This is a genomic window from Methanolobus tindarius DSM 2278 (assembly GCF_000504205.1).
GTDB lineage: Archaea > Halobacteriota > Methanosarcinia > Methanosarcinales > Methanosarcinaceae > Methanolobus > Methanolobus tindarius.
In genome coordinates, this window is record NZ_AZAJ01000001.1 from 2,484,338 (window position 1) to 2,504,094 (window position 19,757).

Annotated in this window: 14 protein-coding genes; 4 read left to right on the forward strand and 10 right to left on the reverse strand. The window is 38.4% G+C overall.

Features of this window, described 5'->3' with window-relative positions; genetic code table 11:
* Positions 1–56: 56 nt before the first annotated feature.
* The 6 genes from METTI_RS11955 to METTI_RS11980 all read right to left on the reverse strand — a co-directional run bounded on the left by METTI_RS11955 (position 57) and on the right by METTI_RS11980 (position 8,378).
* The gene (locus tag METTI_RS11955) at positions 57–1,649 is read right to left on the reverse strand and encodes a coiled-coil domain-containing protein (RefSeq protein WP_023846082.1); all 1,593 of its coding nucleotides are present in this window, start codon (positions 1,647–1,649) and stop codon (positions 57–59) included.
* Entirely contained in the window at positions 1,646–2,683 is a 1,038-nt protein-coding gene (locus METTI_RS11960; RefSeq protein ID WP_023846083.1) for a rod shape-determining protein, read from the reverse strand. The genes METTI_RS11955 and METTI_RS11960 overlap by 4 nt, the downstream gene beginning before the upstream one ends.
* Before the next feature lie 233 nt (positions 2,684–2,916).
* Entirely contained in the window at positions 2,917–3,810 is an 894-nt protein-coding gene (locus tag METTI_RS11965) for a Ppx/GppA phosphatase family protein (RefSeq protein WP_023846084.1), read from the reverse strand.
* Positions 3,807–5,888: a polyphosphate kinase 1 gene (gene ppk1 / locus METTI_RS11970; RefSeq protein ID WP_245596125.1), complete on the reverse strand. Its 2,082-nt coding sequence runs from the start codon at positions 5,886–5,888 to the stop codon at positions 3,807–3,809. Before ppk1 ends, METTI_RS11965 begins: the two co-directional genes overlap by 4 nt.
* Positions 5,889–6,038: 150 nt before the next feature.
* Positions 6,039–7,958 (reverse strand): CHAD domain-containing protein, encoded by a 1,920-nt coding sequence (locus METTI_RS15280; RefSeq protein ID WP_023846086.1) that lies wholly within the window; start codon positions 7,956–7,958, stop codon positions 6,039–6,041.
* Positions 7,959–8,033: 75 nt separating this feature from the next.
* Positions 8,034–8,378 carry a 4Fe-4S binding protein gene (locus tag METTI_RS11980; protein ID WP_023846087.1) on the reverse strand — a complete coding sequence of 115 codons (345 nt, stop codon included), beginning with the start codon at positions 8,376–8,378 and terminating at the stop codon, positions 8,034–8,036.
* 113 nt (positions 8,379–8,491) lie between these two features.
* Here METTI_RS11980 and METTI_RS11985 point away from each other — a divergent pair, with 113 nt between their 5' ends.
* The 3 genes from METTI_RS11985 to METTI_RS15285 all read left to right on the forward strand — a co-directional run bounded on the left by METTI_RS11985 (position 8,492) and on the right by METTI_RS15285 (position 15,684).
* Positions 8,492–9,811 carry an MgtC/SapB family protein gene (locus METTI_RS11985; RefSeq protein ID WP_245596127.1) on the forward strand — a complete coding sequence of 440 codons (1,320 nt, stop codon included), beginning with the start codon at positions 8,492–8,494 and terminating at the stop codon, positions 9,809–9,811.
* Between the two features lie 66 nt (positions 9,812–9,877).
* A complete protein-coding gene (gene pap / locus METTI_RS11990) occupies positions 9,878–11,380 on the forward strand; it encodes a polyphosphate:AMP phosphotransferase (protein ID WP_023846089.1) in 1,503 nt (500 codons plus the stop codon).
* Positions 11,381–11,739: 359 nt separating this feature from the next.
* Positions 11,740–15,684 (forward strand): PAS domain S-box protein, encoded by a 3,945-nt coding sequence (locus METTI_RS15285; RefSeq protein ID WP_023846090.1) that lies wholly within the window; start codon positions 11,740–11,742, stop codon positions 15,682–15,684.
* Here the strand turns inward: METTI_RS15285 and METTI_RS15290 are convergent.
* Positions 15,678–16,931, reverse strand: coding sequence for a CYTH domain-containing protein (locus tag METTI_RS15290; protein WP_023846091.1), 1,254 nt, complete (start codon positions 16,929–16,931; stop codon positions 15,678–15,680). The genes METTI_RS15285 and METTI_RS15290 overlap by 7 nt on opposite strands.
* A 251-nt stretch (positions 16,932–17,182) precedes the next feature.
* Between METTI_RS15290 and METTI_RS12005 the strand changes: the two genes are divergently transcribed.
* Positions 17,183–18,043: a hypothetical protein gene (locus tag METTI_RS12005; protein ID WP_156916282.1), complete on the forward strand. Its 861-nt coding sequence runs from the start codon at positions 17,183–17,185 to the stop codon at positions 18,041–18,043.
* A gap of 15 nt (positions 18,044–18,058) precedes the next feature.
* Here the strand turns inward: METTI_RS12005 and METTI_RS12010 are convergent, their stop codons facing one another.
* The 3 genes from METTI_RS12010 to METTI_RS12020 form a co-directional block, all read right to left on the reverse strand.
* A complete protein-coding gene (locus METTI_RS12010; protein WP_156916283.1) occupies positions 18,059–18,415 on the reverse strand; it encodes a GNAT family protein in 357 nt (118 codons plus the stop codon).
* Positions 18,416–18,443: 28 nt separating this feature from the next.
* On the reverse strand, positions 18,444–19,046 hold the full coding sequence (locus METTI_RS12015) for a CheR family methyltransferase (protein ID WP_023846094.1): 603 nt from the start codon (positions 19,044–19,046) through the stop codon (positions 18,444–18,446).
* A 209-nt stretch (positions 19,047–19,255) separates the two neighbouring features.
* Entirely contained in the window at positions 19,256–19,747 is a 492-nt protein-coding gene (locus METTI_RS12020) for a chemotaxis protein CheW (protein WP_023846095.1), read from the reverse strand.
* Between the last annotated feature and the right edge of the window lie 10 nt (positions 19,748–19,757).

The following is a 19,757-nucleotide window of genomic DNA, read 5'->3' on the forward strand; positions in this document are numbered from 1 at the left end:
TGTGATGAACCCTATGAGTTCTGAGGCACACATATAATATAGCATCAAATGTAGCATCATATGGACTGTGGTTTGTCCATCAGTTCCATATTGGTTTTAAGTATCTGTGAGAATACTTCGTTCTTTTTAACATCACACCTTGCTTCCTCAAGGTTTCTTTTAAGTTCCGCAACAGATGATTCAAGACTCTGTATGTAGATTGTCTGCTGTTCCAGCTTATTGTTGAGCTTCTTAATGTCAAGGTTCTGACGATGAATAGTAACATGATTTCCGATCTCACTGTTTGTTTTCTCGATCATTTCATCAAGTTCTTTTCTTTTATCTTCCATCTCAGCAAGCATTTTTTCCATCTCAGCTTCAAACTTTGAATTCTCCTCACGCTTCTGGTCAATATTCTCGCTTTCAGCTTTAATCTCAGCTTTCTTAGCTTCAAGAGCATTCATATCTTCCTGGAAAGCACGCTCCTTCTCTTCATGAGCCCTGACATTTTCTTCATGCTTTAACCTGAGTTCTTCACGCTCGGCATCAATCGCAGCCTTTCTCTCCTCAAAGGTCGCCTCAAAGGCTCTGATGTTCTCCTCATGCTCCAGCTTAATCCTTTCACGTTCGGCTTTAAATTCTGCTTTCTTTTCATCAAAAGCCTTTATCTTTTCTTCAAAAGAAAGCTCCTTTTCCTGATGCTCTTTAAGCCTTTCTTCATAGCCAGCAACAGTACTCTCAAGTTCTTTTGCCTTGTTTCCAATGTCAGAAATATCAGTCTGGATGTGCTCTCTCATCTTCTCAATGGAAGAGCGTTTTTCATTCAGAAGTGATTCATCATCTTCTAACTGTGTTTTTATTGTCTGGAAATCTGCTTTTTTCCTGTTAAACTCTTTCAGCTCTGAATAATATCCAGCCTTAATAACTTCAAGTGCTGCCTGTGATGTTGCTTTAGTGAACTCAATGGATAGCTCTTCTCCCTTTAAAAGCTGCTCTTCAAGTATCCTGCATTGTTCATCCAGCTCGGATCTCTTTGCTTTGTACTGTTCAAATTCAGTTTCATAAGCTAATCTCAGGGAATCAAGTTCATCCTTTTTAGCTTTATATTCAGCAAAATCCTTCTCATGTTTCTGTCTGGATACTTCAAACTCTTTGACACGGACTTCAAGTTCCTCACGCTTCTTTTCAAATTCAGCAATCTCTTTTTCAAGATCATCTTTCTGGTCTTGTGAAATAGCCTTATTTGCTCTTTCACTGGCAGATTTTATGATAGAACACTTTTTGCGGAGTTGTTTTTCCTGTTCGCTAAATTCATTTTTAAGCTTATCAAGTTCTTTCTGCTTGCTTTCATACTCGCTAATTTCAGACTCATAGCGTTCTCTGATTTTAACGAGTTCAGCTTCTTTCTCAATAAGTCCCTCTATATTGGAATTGAAACCCTCCGGAATATTAACTACCTGGGTTGATGCCTGAGTAGAAATATTAGAATTACTGGAAAAAGTGTCATCATTTTTATCGGATGCAGGTACATAGTTCTGAGGACCTGATGAAGCATTATTTACGTCTTCATGTTCCTCTTTCATAACGGGCTTGCGGTAGATATTAGGGGTGAATACCTTGGATGAATTATCATTTTCCTTGTTCCTACCTGTTAAGTTCAATGGATTCATACTATCATTTCCTTATTTTTGTTTTCAGCATTCAGCTGAGTCCAGAATTCCGGTGGCATATTCTTTGCAATTTCAAGTGCACCTTCTGAGATCCCGTATACAGGATCGATATCACAAATGACTTTACCACCGCCAAGCACCTTCAGTTCGTTCTCGATAAAAATATCAAGCCCCTCAAGGTCGCTGGTCCCCCCTAAAATATGGATGTTGTTCCTTAGTTTTTCACGCAATTCCGGTTCAATATCAGATATCAGTTTGATAATTCCCGATACAATATCCGTTACAACGAATTCACATGCCAGTTGCAACTCTTCAATAATAGATTCCTGAACATTGCCACTTTCAAGAGGTACGTCAACGACACATGTGTCCGGAGCTGAAACCAGCCGGCCGTATTTCTCTTTCCATTCACTGGCAAGTTCCTCGGTTACTTTTGAATCTTCCCACCTTTCGCTAATGAGCTTAACAATTTCAGAATCAATATCTTTCCCGGCACATGAAAGTCTCAGGCAATCATTTTCCCTGGGAACTTCACTGTCAATTATGGATATATCTGTTTTACTGTACCCAATATCCACTATAATGGATTTGTCAGGAAGATTATTCTTGTAGGATGCACAAAAGAGTTCATCGACAAGCATAGCACCTGAAAATACCTCATTTGCAAGCTCAAGGAATTTACGTTTGTATTCTCTGCTTGCATTAGAAGGAGTTCCAAGTATCGCATACTTATCTCTGCTTGCGTCAACATCGTGCTTTTCAAGAATGGATTTCAGGAACTTTCTGCAAGCGTCTATGTCTTCCTCTGTCCGGAGTTCACCTTTGAAAAGCTCTATTATATTCCCATCTTCCAGTTCAAGTGCATCCTTGCCGGATACTACTTTTTGTTCCTGGTTGTTGCTGCCCTCAGTGGAAACAACAACTGCACTGCGTTCTGTGAATTTTTTACCTTCACTGGTACACACAGATGTTTTGAACATTCCTGCATCTATTCCAATATACAGGCTATTGTCACTGGTTGTCTGATCTTCCATGTAATCAACTACTTGTTTTTAAGACCCACATGGAATTACAACAAAATACATGGGATCCGTTTTTCTTAATAAAAGTTGATTCGATTAAATCAGTATTTATATATTATGAACATAGGATTTGCAGTTATGGCTATACTTTCAAGTCAATAAAATCCATAAAAGATAAAAAAAGGTAGCTATATACTGTTTTTTGAAAAAATGTTTCATGTCCAAAAACACGGAATATATGAGAGTTATTTTATATATCTATCTGTATGTTTCTTGTACAGTACATGCACTATTCCATCCGCCAGACCAAGTTTTGGTACATGCATGTATTCAATGTCACCCCATTTCATGACAGAGTAATAAATCTTGGAAGCTGGAACTATAACATCAGCCCTGTCCGGCCTTAAACCAAGTTTTGTTATCCTCTGTTCCAGAGTAAAGCCTCTAAGGTATTTTTTAAGCTGACGTATATCATCCCTTAAAAGTAGTGTACCGTCTTTTCGGCCTGACATTCGATGAAGTTTATTAATGTTGCCGCCACTGCCAATGGCATAATCCGGAGTATGGTCATTGGTCACTTTCCTGACCCATTTTTTCATCTCATTCCATTCATCTTTTGTTACAATGCCTTCAAGCAACCGGATTGTACCAATATTGAATGACCTGTACGCGAATACTTTTTTCCCCTTAAACAGGATAAGTTCTGTGCTTCCACCACCCACATCAACATGCAGGTAAGTTGAATCATCGCTTCCGATTATCTTTTCAATCCTGTTTGAATAGATTATCTTTGCTTCTTTCCTGCCGCTTATCACATTCAGATCAATGCCGCTTTTCTTTTTAATCCTGGCAATGATTTCATCGCTGTTTTCTGCTTCACGCATGGCTGAAGTGGCGCATGCCATGTAATCCAGTGGTTCGTACGCGTCCATCAGATACTTAAATCCAATCATGGTTTTTATGAGACGTGATTCTTTTTCCGGAGAAATATTATTGTGAATGAAAGCATCTTCACCAAGTCTGATTGGCATGCGTATAAATGATATCTTCTCAAAGACCGGTTCAACTCCTTCAGAATCTACTTTTGAGAGAAGAAGCCTGACAGCATTCGAACCAACGTCAATGGCAGCAAATTTCATTCTGTGTCCTCATTTTGCAGTTGTTTTTCAAGGAACGCGTATATATCTTCCTGGGCACGGCAGAAATTACATTCGTTTCTGACATATCTGTTGTCCTGTTTTTCATTAATTATTCTGGCTTTTGTATTATCAGAAAACTGGATGTCCATGTGTTCTCTCAGTTCTTTCTGTAAAGCCAGATCGTATATCGGTGTAGCAACTTCAACACGCCTGTTGAGGTTTCTTCCCATCCAGTCAGCAGATGAAATGTAATATTTTTCCTGTCCCTCGTTACAGAAAATAAATATTCTGGAGTGCTCAAGATATTTATCTACTATACTTGTAACTTCAATATTCTCACTAAGTCCTTCAACACCCGGGACAAGTGAACATATTCCCCTGATAACAAGCTTAATCTTAACTCCGGCATCATTAGCTTCATAGAGTTTGTCTATCATACCACTGTCAACAAGGCTGTTCATCTTAGCATGAATGTATGCTGGTTTCCCTGCTCTTGCGTTTTTTATTTCATTATCAATGAGTTTTACAAACTTATTACGCATCTGGAGTGGTGCAACGACCAGATGCTCATAATCGTATACCTTGTAGTTATGGTCAAAGAAATCAAAGATTTTTTCAACTTCATTTGTGATATCTTCATTTCTTGTCATCAACATGTGGTCGCAATAGAGTTTGGCAGTGGATTCATTGAAGTTCCCGGTTCCGATACAGGAATAATGAATAGTGTCTTCTCCTTCTTTCCGTGTAATGTGGCAGAGTTTGGAATGCACTTTCAGGCCCGGCACACCATCAATAATTCTTGCACCAGCATGTTCAAGTTTCTGTGTCCAGTAAATGTTGGATTCTTCATCAAAACGAGCCTGGAGTTCAATGACAACAGTAACTGTTTTTCCATTCTTGATAGCGTTTATGAGTGCATTGATTACATTTGAATTGCGTGCGACCCTGTATAAGGTAACTTTTATGCTTGTAACATTAGGATCGATTGCCGCTTCCCGAAGCAGATCAATGAAATAATCAAAAGACTGATATGGATAGTGTAGAAGAATGTCCTTTTCCCTGATAGCAGCAAGCATACTCTTATGCTTTCTCAGGTCTTTGTGTGGCAAAGGCTGCTTCTTTTCATAATAAAATGATTCGGGCCCTATTTCCGGGAATCCCATGAAATCCTTTGCATTATGATATTTCCCGCCTGGTACAAGGTTTTCGAATTTCTGTATATCCAGCCTTTTCAGAGTGAAATCAAGAAGATAATACGGCATTTCCCTGTCATAAACAAAACGTACCGGCTGGCCTTTTTTTCTTTCCTCAAGACTCTCTGATACTTTTTCAAAGAAACTCTTGGTCACATCATCATCAATATCAAGCTCAGCATCTCTTGTAAGTTTAATAGTGTATGCGCCTATGGAGTCATAATCAAAGGTTGAGAATATGTCATCCAGTCCGAAACGGATGATGTCATCAAGCATGATTACACATTTTCGTCCCTCTGAATCCGGAAGATTAACAAAACGTGGAAGCACGTCTGCAGGAACTTCTATCAATGCAAATTTTGAGCTTTGGGGATCCCATTTCTTTCTGACATCTACCACCAGGTATATGACCTGGTTTTTAAGGTATGGGAAATCCGGGATGTCTTTCAGCATTACAGGAATAAGACGTGGGCGAACTTTTTCCTGGAAATAAATTTTCAGGAATGCTTTCTGCTTATCATCAAGCTGGGTTTCATCGACAATGAAAATATTCTGAGTTTCAAGTTCTTTTGTAACTCTTGTGAAAACCTTATCGAATTCATCCCTCAGGTCAAGTACGGTACTGTGTACTTCTTTCATGACCTTTTTAGGCGATGCTCCGACCATTGCTTTTGATTTCACATCCGCATCTATCATCCTTTGCAGAGTACCTACCCTCACGCTAAAGAATTCATCCAGATTGGAAGAAAATATCCCAAGGAATTTCAGACGCTCAAGTAAAGGGACACTGGGATCCTTTGCTTCCTGCAGTACTCTTGCATTGAAAGAAAGCCAGCTGATTTCCCTGTTGACATATTCGTTTACTTCATTAGACATAAAACTCATGTTTTTCAGCTTCAAAAACGTTAGAACGCTGTTGTGTTTTGATAAAACAACAGTGATTCTATTATATAACACTTCATACAGTTTCATATATAGTAGTATATAGCACAATATAGCTTACATATTCAATACTATTCAGGCTGCAGCCTGTTATCAGGAGTTGTAAATTCCTGCAATTGCCTGTGAAAACCTTACACTGAAATCAGGGTCAATAACCTTTGACCATGCTTCAGGGAATGAATCCAGCAAGGATGCAAGTTCCTTTTTCCTGTATTCCATATATGCATCGACGCCCGGATAATCCCTGATACTTGATTTCTTTCCGTGTGCTTCTCCCCACACGCCATATTTCTCAAAGTTTTCAAGCATTTCGAGTGCAACCACAGTATCATGCATATCACCAAGATTGTCCTGAAGACCTTTGAGATCTTTTATAATGCTCTTTGATTCGGAACCAAGAACTTCCTTAAAGAACTCAATGGTATAACGCAGTATCTTCACATCAATTCTTAGCTGGTGGTATTTTTCAAGGTAAGGATCAATTTTTGTGTCGTCAGTAAGTACATCACCATATGCCCTGACAGTTGCAAGCTGGGAATAAAGAAGCACTGGCAATACATCAACGACTCTGGCAGGTATAGGTTCACCATTTTTCTTTGCAGATTTCATCTTCCATGATTTCTTAGTATTCAGATAGTCTGCAAAGTTCTTTTTGAATTTATTATAAGGTGAATCATCAAGGTACACAAGCATATTTCCACGATGCTTTGCTCTTTCAATCAGGAGAGAGTCTGTGAGAGGCTCAATTTCCAGGGCTCTTTCAAGTGGCTGGGCTGTAAGATAATGGTCTATCTTCTCAAGGAACACGTCCAGATCACGAACAGTTCCAAGTGTTTTCCTTATGGATTTTACGCCCTTGTAATAGGGAGTCATATCTTTCATGTTAAGATAATCCTCAAGAACCTCTACAATTGAACGCATACGCATTGCAGCAACCCTCATATCATGGAGTTCTTCAATATCCCTTCCGATTTTTGTACCTCTCTCATGTTCAAGCATCTGACCGAAATGATACATGAGGATCTTGCGTGCAGCTTCACGCATTGTATCATCAGATTTTATATTTGTCTTTTTAAGTGACCTGAATTCCGCATAGGGTACAATAAGTTCCTTAAGATCAGACTTTTCATTTGAAGAGGGATCTTCTTCAGGTTGATTATCTGCTTTATCTTCATCCTCTGTTTCCTGAGTTTCTTCAATATCCTCGATTTCTTTTTCAATTTCAGGTTCAATAACTTCTGCTATTTCAGGGAACTGTGTTGTTTCAAGAGCTGTAGTTTCTTCCGGTTCCTCTTCAACATTACACATTTTATAATTTTCATCGTCAACTGCATCTGCTGCAGTTACAACTTCAGTTTCGGTGATGGTTTTTTCCTCATTGAATTCCATAATTATGGACTCCGAACGTTTTTCTTCAGAATTTGTATCACTTACCATGTAGGTATTTTCATTATCACTTGTACCTGTAAGAAAAGCAGGCTCATAGGTACCTGATGTGATATTAGTCATTAGAATGCCTGCAAATGTTGTAAGGACAGAACAGTCATTGTGCTGAGGTTCAGTACATGGAACACTATCCTTCTGGTATTTTTCTTCCTGCCGCCTGGAATCTCCCAGTGCCTGCAGGAAATAATTGACAAAGATATTGATTAAAAGCAGGAAAATTCCAAGTGAATAGGCTATTATTGCATAGCTGACCCGTGGATAAACCCAGTTGTCAGGGAAAGATGACATAAAAACAAGCAGTCCGGTTGCGGATAACAACAGACCTGCAAGGAAAGAATAACTACGTGAGAGCTTCTGGCGTATTCCTGCAGCATTGATTCCAGATAGGATCAATACTACTCCTGTGGCAAGTAACATGCAGACAACCAGGATTGTCTCAGTCCCAGAACCTCGGTTGAGTCTGCTGACAATAGCAAAAAGTAACCCTGTCATGCATGACACCAGGCCTGCAAGAAAACCCAGTGATGCCGCTAAGGAGTATTTTCTTACAAATATATTCGATGACATTGTTCTCCCCTCAGCAATTACAAGCTGCTCCTCTTTATTCAGGTTATATTTATATGTAACCTCTATAGATTCAAATTAAAGTTTTATCCGTTTCAGTTCTTTCATAGTTCCACGGATAATTTCCTGTTCACGTTTTAGCTGACGTAGCTGACTCTTGATAAGACGTTTCTTTGAACTCTTATTTTTGGATCGTTCAAGTGAGTTTTTAGCAGATTTGATATTTTCACTTATTTTGAACTTCACGATTTCCTTATCTTTGAGTATCGCTTTGACGGGACATATTTTTATGCATTTCCCACAATTGATGCACTTATCTTCTTCGATTAAGGCCTTTCCTTTTACCATTTCAATGGCATCCACTGGGCATTTTTTGACGCATTTCTTGCACGACACGCATTTTTTCTTATTAACCCATGGCATTATATCAGTCCTCACTATTAGTTTGTTAAGCAGATATAAAAATATATAGTAATATATGTAGTATAGATAAACAACTGGACAGTCATTTGTGCACTGGTATAATTAAACCCGTTTTGGACAGATACCAGAATTATTTCTTCAGGAGGGATGAGGATATTATAAGCATTCAACCGGGCATTGATCCGCTATATGCCACTATACTGGAAAAAATCGTACTTTCAATGATGATAGGAATTCTTATAGGTCTTGAAAGGGAACACTGGCGTTCAGACAAGAAAGTATTTGCAGGTGTGAGGACTTTTTCCATTACATGTATTACAGGTGCAGTTGCTGCATTTCTTGTTGATTACATCGGAATGTGGATACTAATATTAGCTACAGTGTTGGTATTAATTGCCTCTGCCTCCCTTATTTACCTGGTCAATATTCTCAAAGGAAAATCAGGTCTTACCACAGCTATTGCATTGTTCTGTACATATCTTCTGGGAATAATAGTTGCCCAGGGTCTTTATCTTATAGCAATAGTCACAGGACTTCTGGTTACATTCCTGCTTATTGAGAAAAAACCGCTTCACTCCTTTGCAGAACATCTCTCTGATGAGGATATAAGCAGTGCTCTGAAGTTCCTTGCAGTTGCTTTTGTTCTGTATCCTGTTATGCCTGAAGAACCTATCTTTGGAATACTAAACCTGAAACAATCCATACTAATTGTTGTACTTGTTTCCTTTATCAGTTTTGTAAGCTACATCTCCCTGAAAAAACTCGGACCTCGCGGAGGTATTCCTTACTCGGGTTTCTTTGGAGGTTTTATTAGCAGTGAAGCAACTGTTGCAGCTCTGTCCGGTATGTCAAAAAAAGGTTCATTGCTTAAAGATTCGGTTCACATCGGCTCTTTATTGTCAGTGGTTTCTATGATCATAAGCAACACTATTATTGCATTAATAGCCGATCCAACTGCCCGGACCGCTTCTCTGATGGCTCCTCCGTTTATTATTATGGGCATTGTAACTCTCATATTTGTAGGTCTGAAATGGAAAAAGACAGTAAATCCCAATGATACTATAGATATAGGTTCACCGTTTGCACTTGGTCCGGCATTCAAGTTTGGTGCTGTTTTTACAATACTGCTGATTTTTGCAAATTATGCTAATGTCTACGGAGGCGCCGAAGGAACCTATATAACCGCACTTGGTGGAATTGTCAGCAGCTCGGCAGTTACTGCTTCGGTTGCAGCTCTCGCTTTCTCAGGTAACATTTCTGTCCAGACCGCAGGAATAACGGCTGTGCTTGCAGGCCTTATAAGTACTCTCAATAAGCCATTGTATATCAAAATAAGCGGTTCACCTGAGTTTTTCAGGACAGCCGTCCTGTCTTTCATAATTATTGCATTGTGTGGAGCAGTCACTCTGTTGATATGGAGTTTCTATATGTGATAATCCTATGATATACATATAAATATAACTATATATACGAAGATGAACCATATTTAAAATGATATTATGCTTGAAAATGTAGATCTCACCAAAACGCTTCCAAAGGAAGAGTATAAAACGATAATGGAAGACCTTAAAATTCAGATGGGTGAGCTGCAGCGAAAAGCGTGGAAAATGGATATTCCGATAATTATCGTTTTTGAGGGATGGCATGCTTCAGGTATGTCTGAGATCATAAACAGGTTCCTTCTAACCTTAAGCCCGATGGGTTTCAATTTGCATACTACCGGAAGGCCTTGTTATCAGGAAGAACAGAAACCTCTTTTGTGGCGTTTCTGGACAAAGATTCCACAAAAAGGCAGAATGGCAATTTTTGACAGAAGCTGGTATCGCAGAATAATTATTGAACATAACAAGAAGGGCAAAGCCAATAAGAATATGCAAAAATGCCTTTCCAATCTTACATATTTTGAACGACAGCTCACAGACGGTGGATATCTTCTGATTAAACTCTTCCTTCACATAAGCAAGGATGAACAGGATAAGCGATATGGGGAAATGAAAGATACCGGGATTCCCCAGTTTATCATTGAAGAGGAAGAAAGGGATTACCTGAATGGATATGATAAATACCTGCCACTTATTGAAGGAATTCTTGAAAAAACAGATCGTTCCTTTGCACCATGGACAATTGTAGAAGCAGATGACAGGAATTTTGCAACTGTAAAAGTGCTGGCAAAGGTTATAGAATCTATTGAATACAGGATTCAGGATCTTGAAAACAAGGAATTATTGGAACAAAACCAGAAAAAAGATACATGTGTCATTCCTAATATCGACTCTTCCATTCTGGAAAAAATAAATCCTGACAAGAGTCTCACTTATGAAGAGTACAAGGCAGAAAAGAAAAAATGCCAGAAAAAGCTGAAAACCCTCCAGTATGATCTTTTCAGAAACAGAATACCACTTATTGTTGTATTTGAAGGCTGGGATGCTTCCGGCAAAGGTGGAGGTATCAGAAGGCTTGTTAAAAAGCTAAATCCCCGGCTTTACCAGGTAACTCCAGTGGGAGTGCCCACTCCGGATGAGCTTCGACGTCATTACCTGTGGAGATTCTATAATCAGATTCCAGAGGCAGGCCATATAGGAATTTATGACCGGAGCTGGTATGGACGGGTATTGGTTGAGAGAGTTGAGGACCTGTGCAATGTTGAGGAATGGAAACGTGCTTACAGGGAAATCAATGAATTTGAAGAAACTCTCTCTAACTACGGTACTATAATTGTCAAGTTCTGGATGCACATTGATAAGGATGAGCAGCTTAGAAGGTTCAAAGAGCGCGAAAAAGTAGATTATAAACAATGGAAGATAACTCCTGACGACTGGCGCAATCGCGAGAAGTGGAATCTTTACCTTGATGCTGCCGATGAAATGCTCACAAAGACCAGTACTTCATGGGCTCCCTGGACCATTGTGGAATCCAATGACAAATACTATTCCAGAATCAAAATTATGAATACGGTCATTGGCCGCATTGAGAGTGAACTTAAGGAACGGGGACTTCAGTAATTGTTCCCATCAACATTTGTTTTGTTTTTCTAATTTTCCAAAATATTTTGAAAAATCTGTCCACTAAAATTGTAACTCTCAAAACATAATAAAATAAACAATTTAGTATATTTTGCACTGGAAATAAAGGGCTTACAAATATAACATAACTAACAAAATTAGTGAATCTCTTCTTTTGCATATTGTGTTTAGATTTGTATCTAGATCTCTTTTTATAGATTTAATTATATAGTATATTTGACCACAAAATCTATTAACTGGGCAAAAGTTCAACACACATTCAATGTGCTTAAAATGCATATTATGTGCTAACATGGCCGGCGACCATTGATATTCAAAAATGCTGACAAAGGGTTATAATGCAAAATAATAACATTCCTTCAACATGTATTCCGGGTGAACTAAAACTGGACTATAACCAGTTATTCAATAACGATTATACTATCATGTTAATTATTGATCCAGAAAGCCTTCAGATTATTAATGTCAATAATGCTGCTTCTGATTATTACGGCTGGTCATGTGAAGAACTGATACTAAAGAAAATAAGCCAGATTGATATCTCTTCTGAAGATGAATTAAAAACGGAGCTTTGTAAAGCTAAAACCGGGATAAAAAATCATTTTCACTTTAAGCATCAACTACAAAATCTTGAAATACATGATGTTGAACTCTGTGCCATTCCAATAAAAGACAAGAATAAAACACTGCTGTGTCTCATTATCCATGATATAACTAAAACAAAGCAAATAGAAAAAGAAAATATTCTTGAAAAAGCAAGATTAAGAAGTATCCTTGAAATTTTAGAATCAAAGCATGATTCTATTCAGGAATTCCTTGACTTTGCATTAAATGAAGCTATTAAACTCACCAACAGTAAAATTGGTTATATCTACTATTATAATGAGAAAAAAGAACAGTTCACCTTGAACACATGGTCAAAAGGGGTGATGAGGGAATGTGACATCACAGAACCCCGGACCATATATAATCTCAAGGAGACGGGTATATGGGGAGAGGCAGTCAGGCAGCGTAAATCTATAATTGTAAATGATTTCCACGCTCCTGATCCGTTAAAAAAAGGCTATCCTGAAGGCCATGTAATACTTCATAAGTTCATGACAATTCCTATTTTTAAGAACAATAAGGTTGTTGCTGTAGTCGGAGTTGCCAACAAAGAATCAAATTATAATGAGAACGACACTCTACAGCTTACTCTACTAATGGATTCCTTATGGAATATCATAGGAAAGATCGGAGCTGAGAATGCGCTAAAAGAAAGTGAAAAAAAATATAGGGAACTCTTTGAAAACGATATAAGTGGCGTGGCAATCCACAAAATAGTTTTTGATGATAGTGGAAAGCCAATTGATTACATCTTCCTTGATGCAAATGAAGCATTTGAAAAACATACCGGACTGGAAATAACTGATATCATAGGAAAGCGTGTTACTGAAGTTCTCCCGGGTACTGAAGAAACATCTTTGATAGAAACATATGGAAAAGTTGTACTAACTGGAAAACCTGCTGTTTTTGAAACGTATTCACCACAATTGAATAAGCATTATAGTGTTAGTGCACATAAAGTTGACAATGATTCTTTTGCTGCTGTATTTCAGGATATTACTGAACGCAAACAAGCAGAAACTGCCATTTTTGAGAGTGAAGAACAATATAGGACTCTTTTCACAGAAGCACCTCTTTCGATAATTATACATGACAAAGAAAGCGGAGAGATTATCGATGCTAATCCTAATGCCTGGAAAATATATGGTTTTTCTTCGCTTGAGCAATTACAAACAAATGAATTCTGGATGGAGCCACCATATTCTTTTGAAGATGCATTGGGATGGATACATAAAGCTGCAGCCGAAGGTGCTCAGGAATTTGAATGGTTCAACAAAAAGGTAACTGGAGAATTATTCTGGGAGCATGTCCGTTTAAGCCCTGTAAACATCAACGGTGTAGAAAGGGTAATGGCAACTACGGTTGACATAACTGAACGTAAAAATGCGGAGATTGCACTAAAAAACAGTGAGGGACAACTGCGTACATTGGTAGATACCATTCCTGATCTTGTCTGGCTGAAGAATTCCGATGGAGTATACCTGTCATGTAATACCAAATTTGAACGTTTCTTTGGTGCAAAAGAGGAAGATATCGTCGGGAAAACCGATTATGATTTTGTCAATAAAGAACTTGCAGATCTCTTCAGGCAAAAAGACATTGAAGCATTGGAAGCCGGCGGACCATCTGTAAATGAGGAACTCATTACCTTTGCGGATGACGGGCATCAGGAATATCTGGAAACCATTAAAAGTCCCATGCATGATTCCAGTGGTAAAACCATAGGAGTTTTAGGCGTTGGAAGGAACATTTCTGAAAGAAAACAGGCGGAAAAAGACATCTTAGAGGAACGCAAGCGTCTGGCGAATATCATCGAAGGTACAAATGTCGGTACATGGGAATGGAATATACAGACTGGTGAAACCATTTTCAATGATCGCTGGGCAGAGATGCTTGGCTATACTCTGGATGAGTTGACTCCATTTGATATCCATACGTGGAATAAGCTGGTTCATCCTGTAGATATGAAAAGATCAGAAGCAGTTCTTAAAAAGCATTTTGCCGGTCTATTGGATAACTACGAGTATGAAGCTCGTATGAAGCACAAAAATGGGGACTGGGTATGGGTGCTTGATCGTGGTAAAGTTATAGAGTGGGATGAAGATGGAAAGCCACTTCTTATGTACGGAACTCATGCCGACATTACAGAGAAAAAGAGATCTGAAAAGAAAATTGAAGAGGAACGTACCAGAAAGAAAATACTCGTTGAACAATCAAATGATGGTATTGTCGTTGTAAATGGCAAAGGCGAAGTAGTTGAGGGTAACCAGAAATTTGCGGATATGCTGGGCTATACCATGGATGAAGTTCTAAGTTTACACGTTTGGGACTGGGAAAATGTTTCAACACGCGAAGAAATACTTGAGATAATAAATGATATTGATGAGTCCGGATTTACATTCGAGACATGTCATCGTCGTAAAGATGGGAAGCTACTTGATGTTGAGGTTAGTTCGAACGGGGCTATTTTAAGTGGTCAGAAACTGGCCTTTTGTGTTTGCAGGGATATTACTGATAGGAAAAGAGCCGAAGAAATGCTAAGGCAGGCAGAGAAGAAATACAAGCATGCCTACAAGCTTTTGAGGGAGGTTATTGAAAGTCCAAAGGATGTTGTCATATTCGCTCTGGACAAAAATTATTGTTACATTACTTTTAACGAGAACCATCGGATAACAATGGAAAATATATGGGGTACTAAAATTGAAATTGGCTCCAGTATGCTAGAGTATATTCAAAATCCCGATGACAGGCAAAAAGCAAAATCTAATTTTGACAGGGTACTTGCAGGAGAGGCTTTCACCATTGTCGAAGAGTATGGCGATTCCTTATTCGAAAGAAAATGGTACGAGAATGTGTACAGTCCTCTGGAAGATGACGAAGGAAATATTATCGGGCTTACATTGTTCTTAACAGACATAACTGAAAGTAAACAGGCTGAAATGGCTCTTATCCAGGCAAAAGCACTGGCTGAAGAATCGAGTCAGATTAAATCAGAATTCATCGCGAATATGAGCCATGAACTTCGCACACCTCTTAATTCAGTTATTGGTTTTTCACAGATATTAAATGATAAAATATTTGGTGACCTGAACGATAAGCAAAATCAGTATGTTTGTAATATACTTAAAAGTGGAAATCATCTGCTGGAATTAATCAATGATATTCTTGATCTTTCTAAAATAGAATCTGGCAGCATGGATTATAATCCTGAAATGATTGACATTTATGAGGAGATGCATGAGGTCATATCATTGATGGATCCTTTGTTCAAAGAGAAAAAACATGATTTTGAAGTCAATATCGAATTTGAAAAGCTGGAAATCAATGCTGACCGGTTAAAGTTCAAACAGGTAATTTATAACCTTCTTAGCAATGCTATTAAATTCACACCTGTAAAAGGTAAAATGCAACTAAATTCTAAAATTGTGGATGGCAATGTTGAGATATCTATATGCGATAATGGTATAGGTATTCCTCTTGATCAGCAAAAAATAATATTTAATCCGTTTAAACAGGTTAGTTCTTTTGTAAACCGCAGTCATGGTGGAACAGGACTTGGACTTGCCATTGCCAGACATTACATCGAGATGCATTCAGGGGAAATAATTGTAGAAAGTGAATCCGGCAAAGGAAGCACTTTCACCGTCAGAATTCCAATAAACCAGATAAATCAATAATCTTCCCTGAAGTAGATATCCCTTTCAAAGAGCAAGCGCCAGAGGTCTGCTTTTGTGTCCGCTCTGTCTGCATCAAGTTCTGCTCCTTTTCCGCTTATTTTTACGATGATATCCTCTTTTGTAAGATCAATCTCTGTGATCCGGCTTCCCATCCTGCTGTAATCCAGGCCATCAGCCATTCTTAATATGGCCGAAAGAATGAGTATATCCTCACGCATCTGGGATGGGAGTATAAAGAAATTTCTTTTAAGGGATAGTTTTTCCAGTTTTTTGAGGTCTATTCTTTTCTTATGCAGGAATGCCATCCATGGAAGAATTGCACAGAGTGGACATGGGAGTTCATCTGGACATGTTTCCGAGAGAATATCCCGTCCAACCTTATGATGCTTTTTTACATCGGTCATGACTCCTATGTCATGAACAAGCGAAGCAATTCTGAGTGTATGAAGTAACTCACTGCGCAAATGATGTATGCTTTTTAGTTCTGTAAAAAGCCTGTAGGAATTTTCTGCAACTCTTCGTGCATGTTCTCTTTCAATTCCATATTCCTCTATTATTTCCTGAAGAGGTGAATATTTAACAGTTCTGTTCTCAGCATCTATATTGTAGTTAAGTATACTGGCATTTTTTCTTACATTTTTCATAAAAAGCTTAAGACCATTATCGAACTTTGAACTGCTTCCCGGAGTAAGTCCTTCTTCGTCCCTGAGATATTCAGCTATCTGGTTCAGTTCTGATTCCGTACCATCGCCTGTAAGTTCAACTTCCAGTTCGAGATAACTTTTCTTGCTCTTCTCGCATTTGAGAATTACATCATCAAAGCTCAGCTCTGCAACATTTCTCTGGCCGGTGCCCAGAAGGAAATCAGTTCTTTTATGAGTTACAGTGAATAAAGGAAAAAGTTCCCCTGAGCCTGTCATGGAAAGCACTCTTTCCCTGAGGACACAATTATCCCAGTCTTTTACAGGTAACTTCTCGGTAAGTGTAAACTCAACTTCCTCTCTCATGTGCACAAGAGAGTTTGAAGTAGAAAGTGATTTTAGTGTGTAAGTTACCTTGCTACCTTTTTCGCGGCAGCGGAATGAAAAACCAGAAGCGTAAATAGCCATATCCATCGTATCAAGATATGTATCTGTGAATTCTTTATCAACAGGCTCGCCGGCATCAAATCCGGCAATAGATGTAATGCCTTTGAGTTTTTCAAAGCTATCACGTTCAGATATGATGAATTTAGCTTCAATTTCCATACAGAGAAATATATACCAAGACTAAAAAGGTTTCTTATATTGATGTGGAAATACAGAGATGAAAACCGCTTTGTCCGAATATTCCTGATTTTCTCTAAAAAATCGTATTTTAGATCGATATTAGTGTTGTTATCTTACTAATTAAACACAAACTGCCAAATTTTCATAGATTATATTGTAAAATTATTTATCAGATTGAGCTTATATGCAACGCTAGACGCTTGGAGTGATAAAATATGAGGAAATCCGGAATGATAATGGTACTGCTTCTAATAAGTTGCATGTTATTAGCGGAAGGATGTGTTGATCTTGAAAAGTACAGATATACGAATGTATATTCCTCATCATCTATTAATGCCAACTTTGAAGGAAATAACCTGAATCTTAGAAATGTGGGCACGCTGGCATCACAACACTATTCTGTTGAAGATGTTTTGCCTACTGAGGGAATACCTCTTGAAAATGATAATATATTGCCTTCACTATTTGATAATAACTCTACTGTTTATCTCTTAAAAGTGTTGGTGCCTCATGATAATAAAATATTTGATGATGAATACCCGGAATATCTAACCTTCTTCATTCATCAGAATAATGCTGAAATGGCGTGGTCTGCAATTCCTCAGAGTAACAGTAATTATCCACAGAATTTTGTTGCTGACATTGTAAAACTATCATTCAACATATCTGATAAGAAGAGTGATCAATATGCTGAAATATTTGGCGAAAACATCACAACAATATCCATTCCACATCAACCTGAAGTCAGAGTCATCGTTGATTACCTGAACGAACATGGAGATTCAGATATACAGTCTTTAGGAAATGGAAATTATCTAATCGAATTTTTAAATGATTCTTTACCTTATGAATATAAGGCTGCAGGAAGCATTTTTGTACATACTCGATACTTAAAAATAATTCATTCCACAGAAAATGCCAGATATGAAATTAGAATTGACGGGTCGGGAAACCTTACAGCAGCTATCCATACATCGATCAATGGCGTTTCACTTGAAGATGGGAAGGTGGTGCTGAAAAGTATGTTTGAAGATATTGGACTAAATACAGAACTTGTTGATGAAATGGAATTTGGATTGGCAGTCGCATGAAACTGCTGTTTTTAATCAGGAGTTCACTGCAGAAACAACGGGGGATGTTGTTCCTTTTTTCATGAAAACAAAGGAACCATCTCCTTTGCTTGTAAATCCCATTTTTTCCCAGAAACCAATTGCTGTAGGTCTGACCCGGTCCGCAACAATGGTACCGAACTGGGATTTGAAATAATCAATTGTCCTTTTCCCGTAATGCTTTCCTTCAAATTCCGGGAAAATATTGATGGAGTAGATTATAAGGACGTTACCGTCTGCCTTGCCCCTGGCTTTTCCGACTCTTATCCCTTTTCTGTCTATATTCATCCACCTGTATTCAGAGCCCGGTGCAGGCGGCAGTAGTGTGAATTTCAGTTCCTGGGGCATGTTCACAATCTCTCCACTTTGTGTCCATATATGCTTAGTTGTTTATTTTACGATACAACTGTGCGTTTGCTACAACCGGTTCAAACTGGTCCTGAAGCTCAGCCGGAAGCTTCTGTGTCTGTTCGGTTGCGAAATAGCCGCCGTCAAGGGAATCGTGGAACATTTGCATTACTTCTACTCTTTCAGCTTCTGTGAAGTGAAGAAGGACATTTTTGCAGAGAATAAGGTTTAGTCCCGATCTGATTGGTTTCATGTCAAGGAGATTCTGTCTTGTAAAATCAACACTTTTTCTTATCTCATCGGATATCTGGAAATGGTCTGGTTCATCTGCTGGTGAGAAATACTTTTCAAATATAGGTTGTGGTATTCTTTGAACCATTTCTCTTGGGTATATTCCATCTTTGATAATGTCACCAAAAAGATTACTGTTGTCAATGTCAGTTGCGTGTATTTTCACATTCCTGAAGATCATTCCCATATTCTCTCTTAACACAATGGCAAGTGAATACGGTTCCGGGCCCATTGCACACCCTGCATCCCATATGTGGATGTATCTGCGGCTTCTGAGTTCAGGAATTACGTAGTCTCTGATCATTTCCAGTGTTTGCATGTCTCTAAAGAAATAAGTGAATGCCATAATTTTTCTCTCCTATATTGAAAATAACCTATGGATCTAAATATATATATTATGTACAAAAATGCCATAAGTATGGTCATGGAGCTTGATGGCGTAATTAGATTGCATGTTGTACAATATAAGAAATTAAGCAATATGGAATCAAAAATTAATAAAAAGTAAAACAAGTACTATGGATTAACAAAATAAAAAGATAAAATCCTGCCTTATCAGGCAAGACTTGCAATTTCTGCTGCTTCCTTTTTGTCCATTACCTTTGCAAGGTCAAGAAGGATCAGAAGACGGCCATCTATTTTTCCAACACCTGTGATGTACTCACGGCTAATGTTTGATGTTACAAGTTCCGGTGCAGGATCTACACTTGACTTTGGAATTCTCAGGACTTCATTGACAGAATCAACTATCATTCCAACAACATTTTCTCCAATCTCAACCACAATGATACGTGAATGTGCATCAACTTCCTTTGAAGCAAGGTTGAAACGTTTGTCAAGGTTGATGACAACGATTATCCTGCCACGAAGGTTGATAACTCCTTCCACAAATTCAGGAGATTGTGGGATCTGAGTGATCTCAGGCATCCTGATAATCTCCTGTACTTTCATAATCTCTACGCCAAACTCCTCGCCACCCAGCTGGAAGACTACCATCTGTAATAACTCATCAGTCGGGCCATTTCCGGATATTGAAACATCTTTCATATTCTCATCT

What these genes read in the sequence shown, in the direction of transcription:
- METTI_RS11955 (WP_023846082.1), bottom strand. Translation starts at nt 1,649, where the DNA reads ATGAATCCATTGAACTTAACAGGTAGGAACAAGGAAAATGATAATTCA.
- METTI_RS11960 (WP_023846083.1), bottom strand. Translation starts at nt 2,683, where the DNA reads ATGGAAGATCAGACAACCAGTGACAATAGCCTGTATATTGGAATAGAT.
- METTI_RS11965 (WP_023846084.1), bottom strand. Translation starts at nt 3,810, where the DNA reads ATGAAATTTGCTGCCATTGACGTTGGTTCGAATGCTGTCAGGCTTCTT.
- ppk1 (WP_245596125.1), bottom strand. Translation starts at nt 5,888, where the DNA reads ATGAGTTTTATGTCTAATGAAGTAAACGAATATGTCAACAGGGAAATC.
- METTI_RS15280 (WP_023846086.1), bottom strand. Translation starts at nt 7,958, where the DNA reads ATGTCATCGAATATATTTGTAAGAAAATACTCCTTAGCGGCATCACTG.
- METTI_RS11980 (WP_023846087.1), bottom strand. Translation starts at nt 8,378, where the DNA reads ATGCCATGGGTTAATAAGAAAAAATGCGTGTCGTGCAAGAAATGCGTC.
- pap (WP_023846089.1), top strand. Translation starts at nt 9,878, where the DNA reads ATGCTTGAAAATGTAGATCTCACCAAAACGCTTCCAAAGGAAGAGTAT.
- METTI_RS15285 (WP_023846090.1), top strand. Translation starts at nt 11,740, where the DNA reads ATGCAAAATAATAACATTCCTTCAACATGTATTCCGGGTGAACTAAAA.
- METTI_RS15290 (WP_023846091.1), bottom strand. Translation starts at nt 16,931, where the DNA reads ATGGAAATTGAAGCTAAATTCATCATATCTGAACGTGATAGCTTTGAA.
- METTI_RS12005 (WP_156916282.1), top strand. Translation starts at nt 17,183, where the DNA reads ATGATAATGGTACTGCTTCTAATAAGTTGCATGTTATTAGCGGAAGGA.
- METTI_RS12015 (WP_023846094.1), bottom strand. Translation starts at nt 19,046, where the DNA reads ATGGCATTCACTTATTTCTTTAGAGACATGCAAACACTGGAAATGATC.
- METTI_RS12020 (WP_023846095.1), bottom strand. Translation starts at nt 19,747, where the DNA reads ATGAAAGATGTTTCAATATCCGGAAATGGCCCGACTGATGAGTTATTA.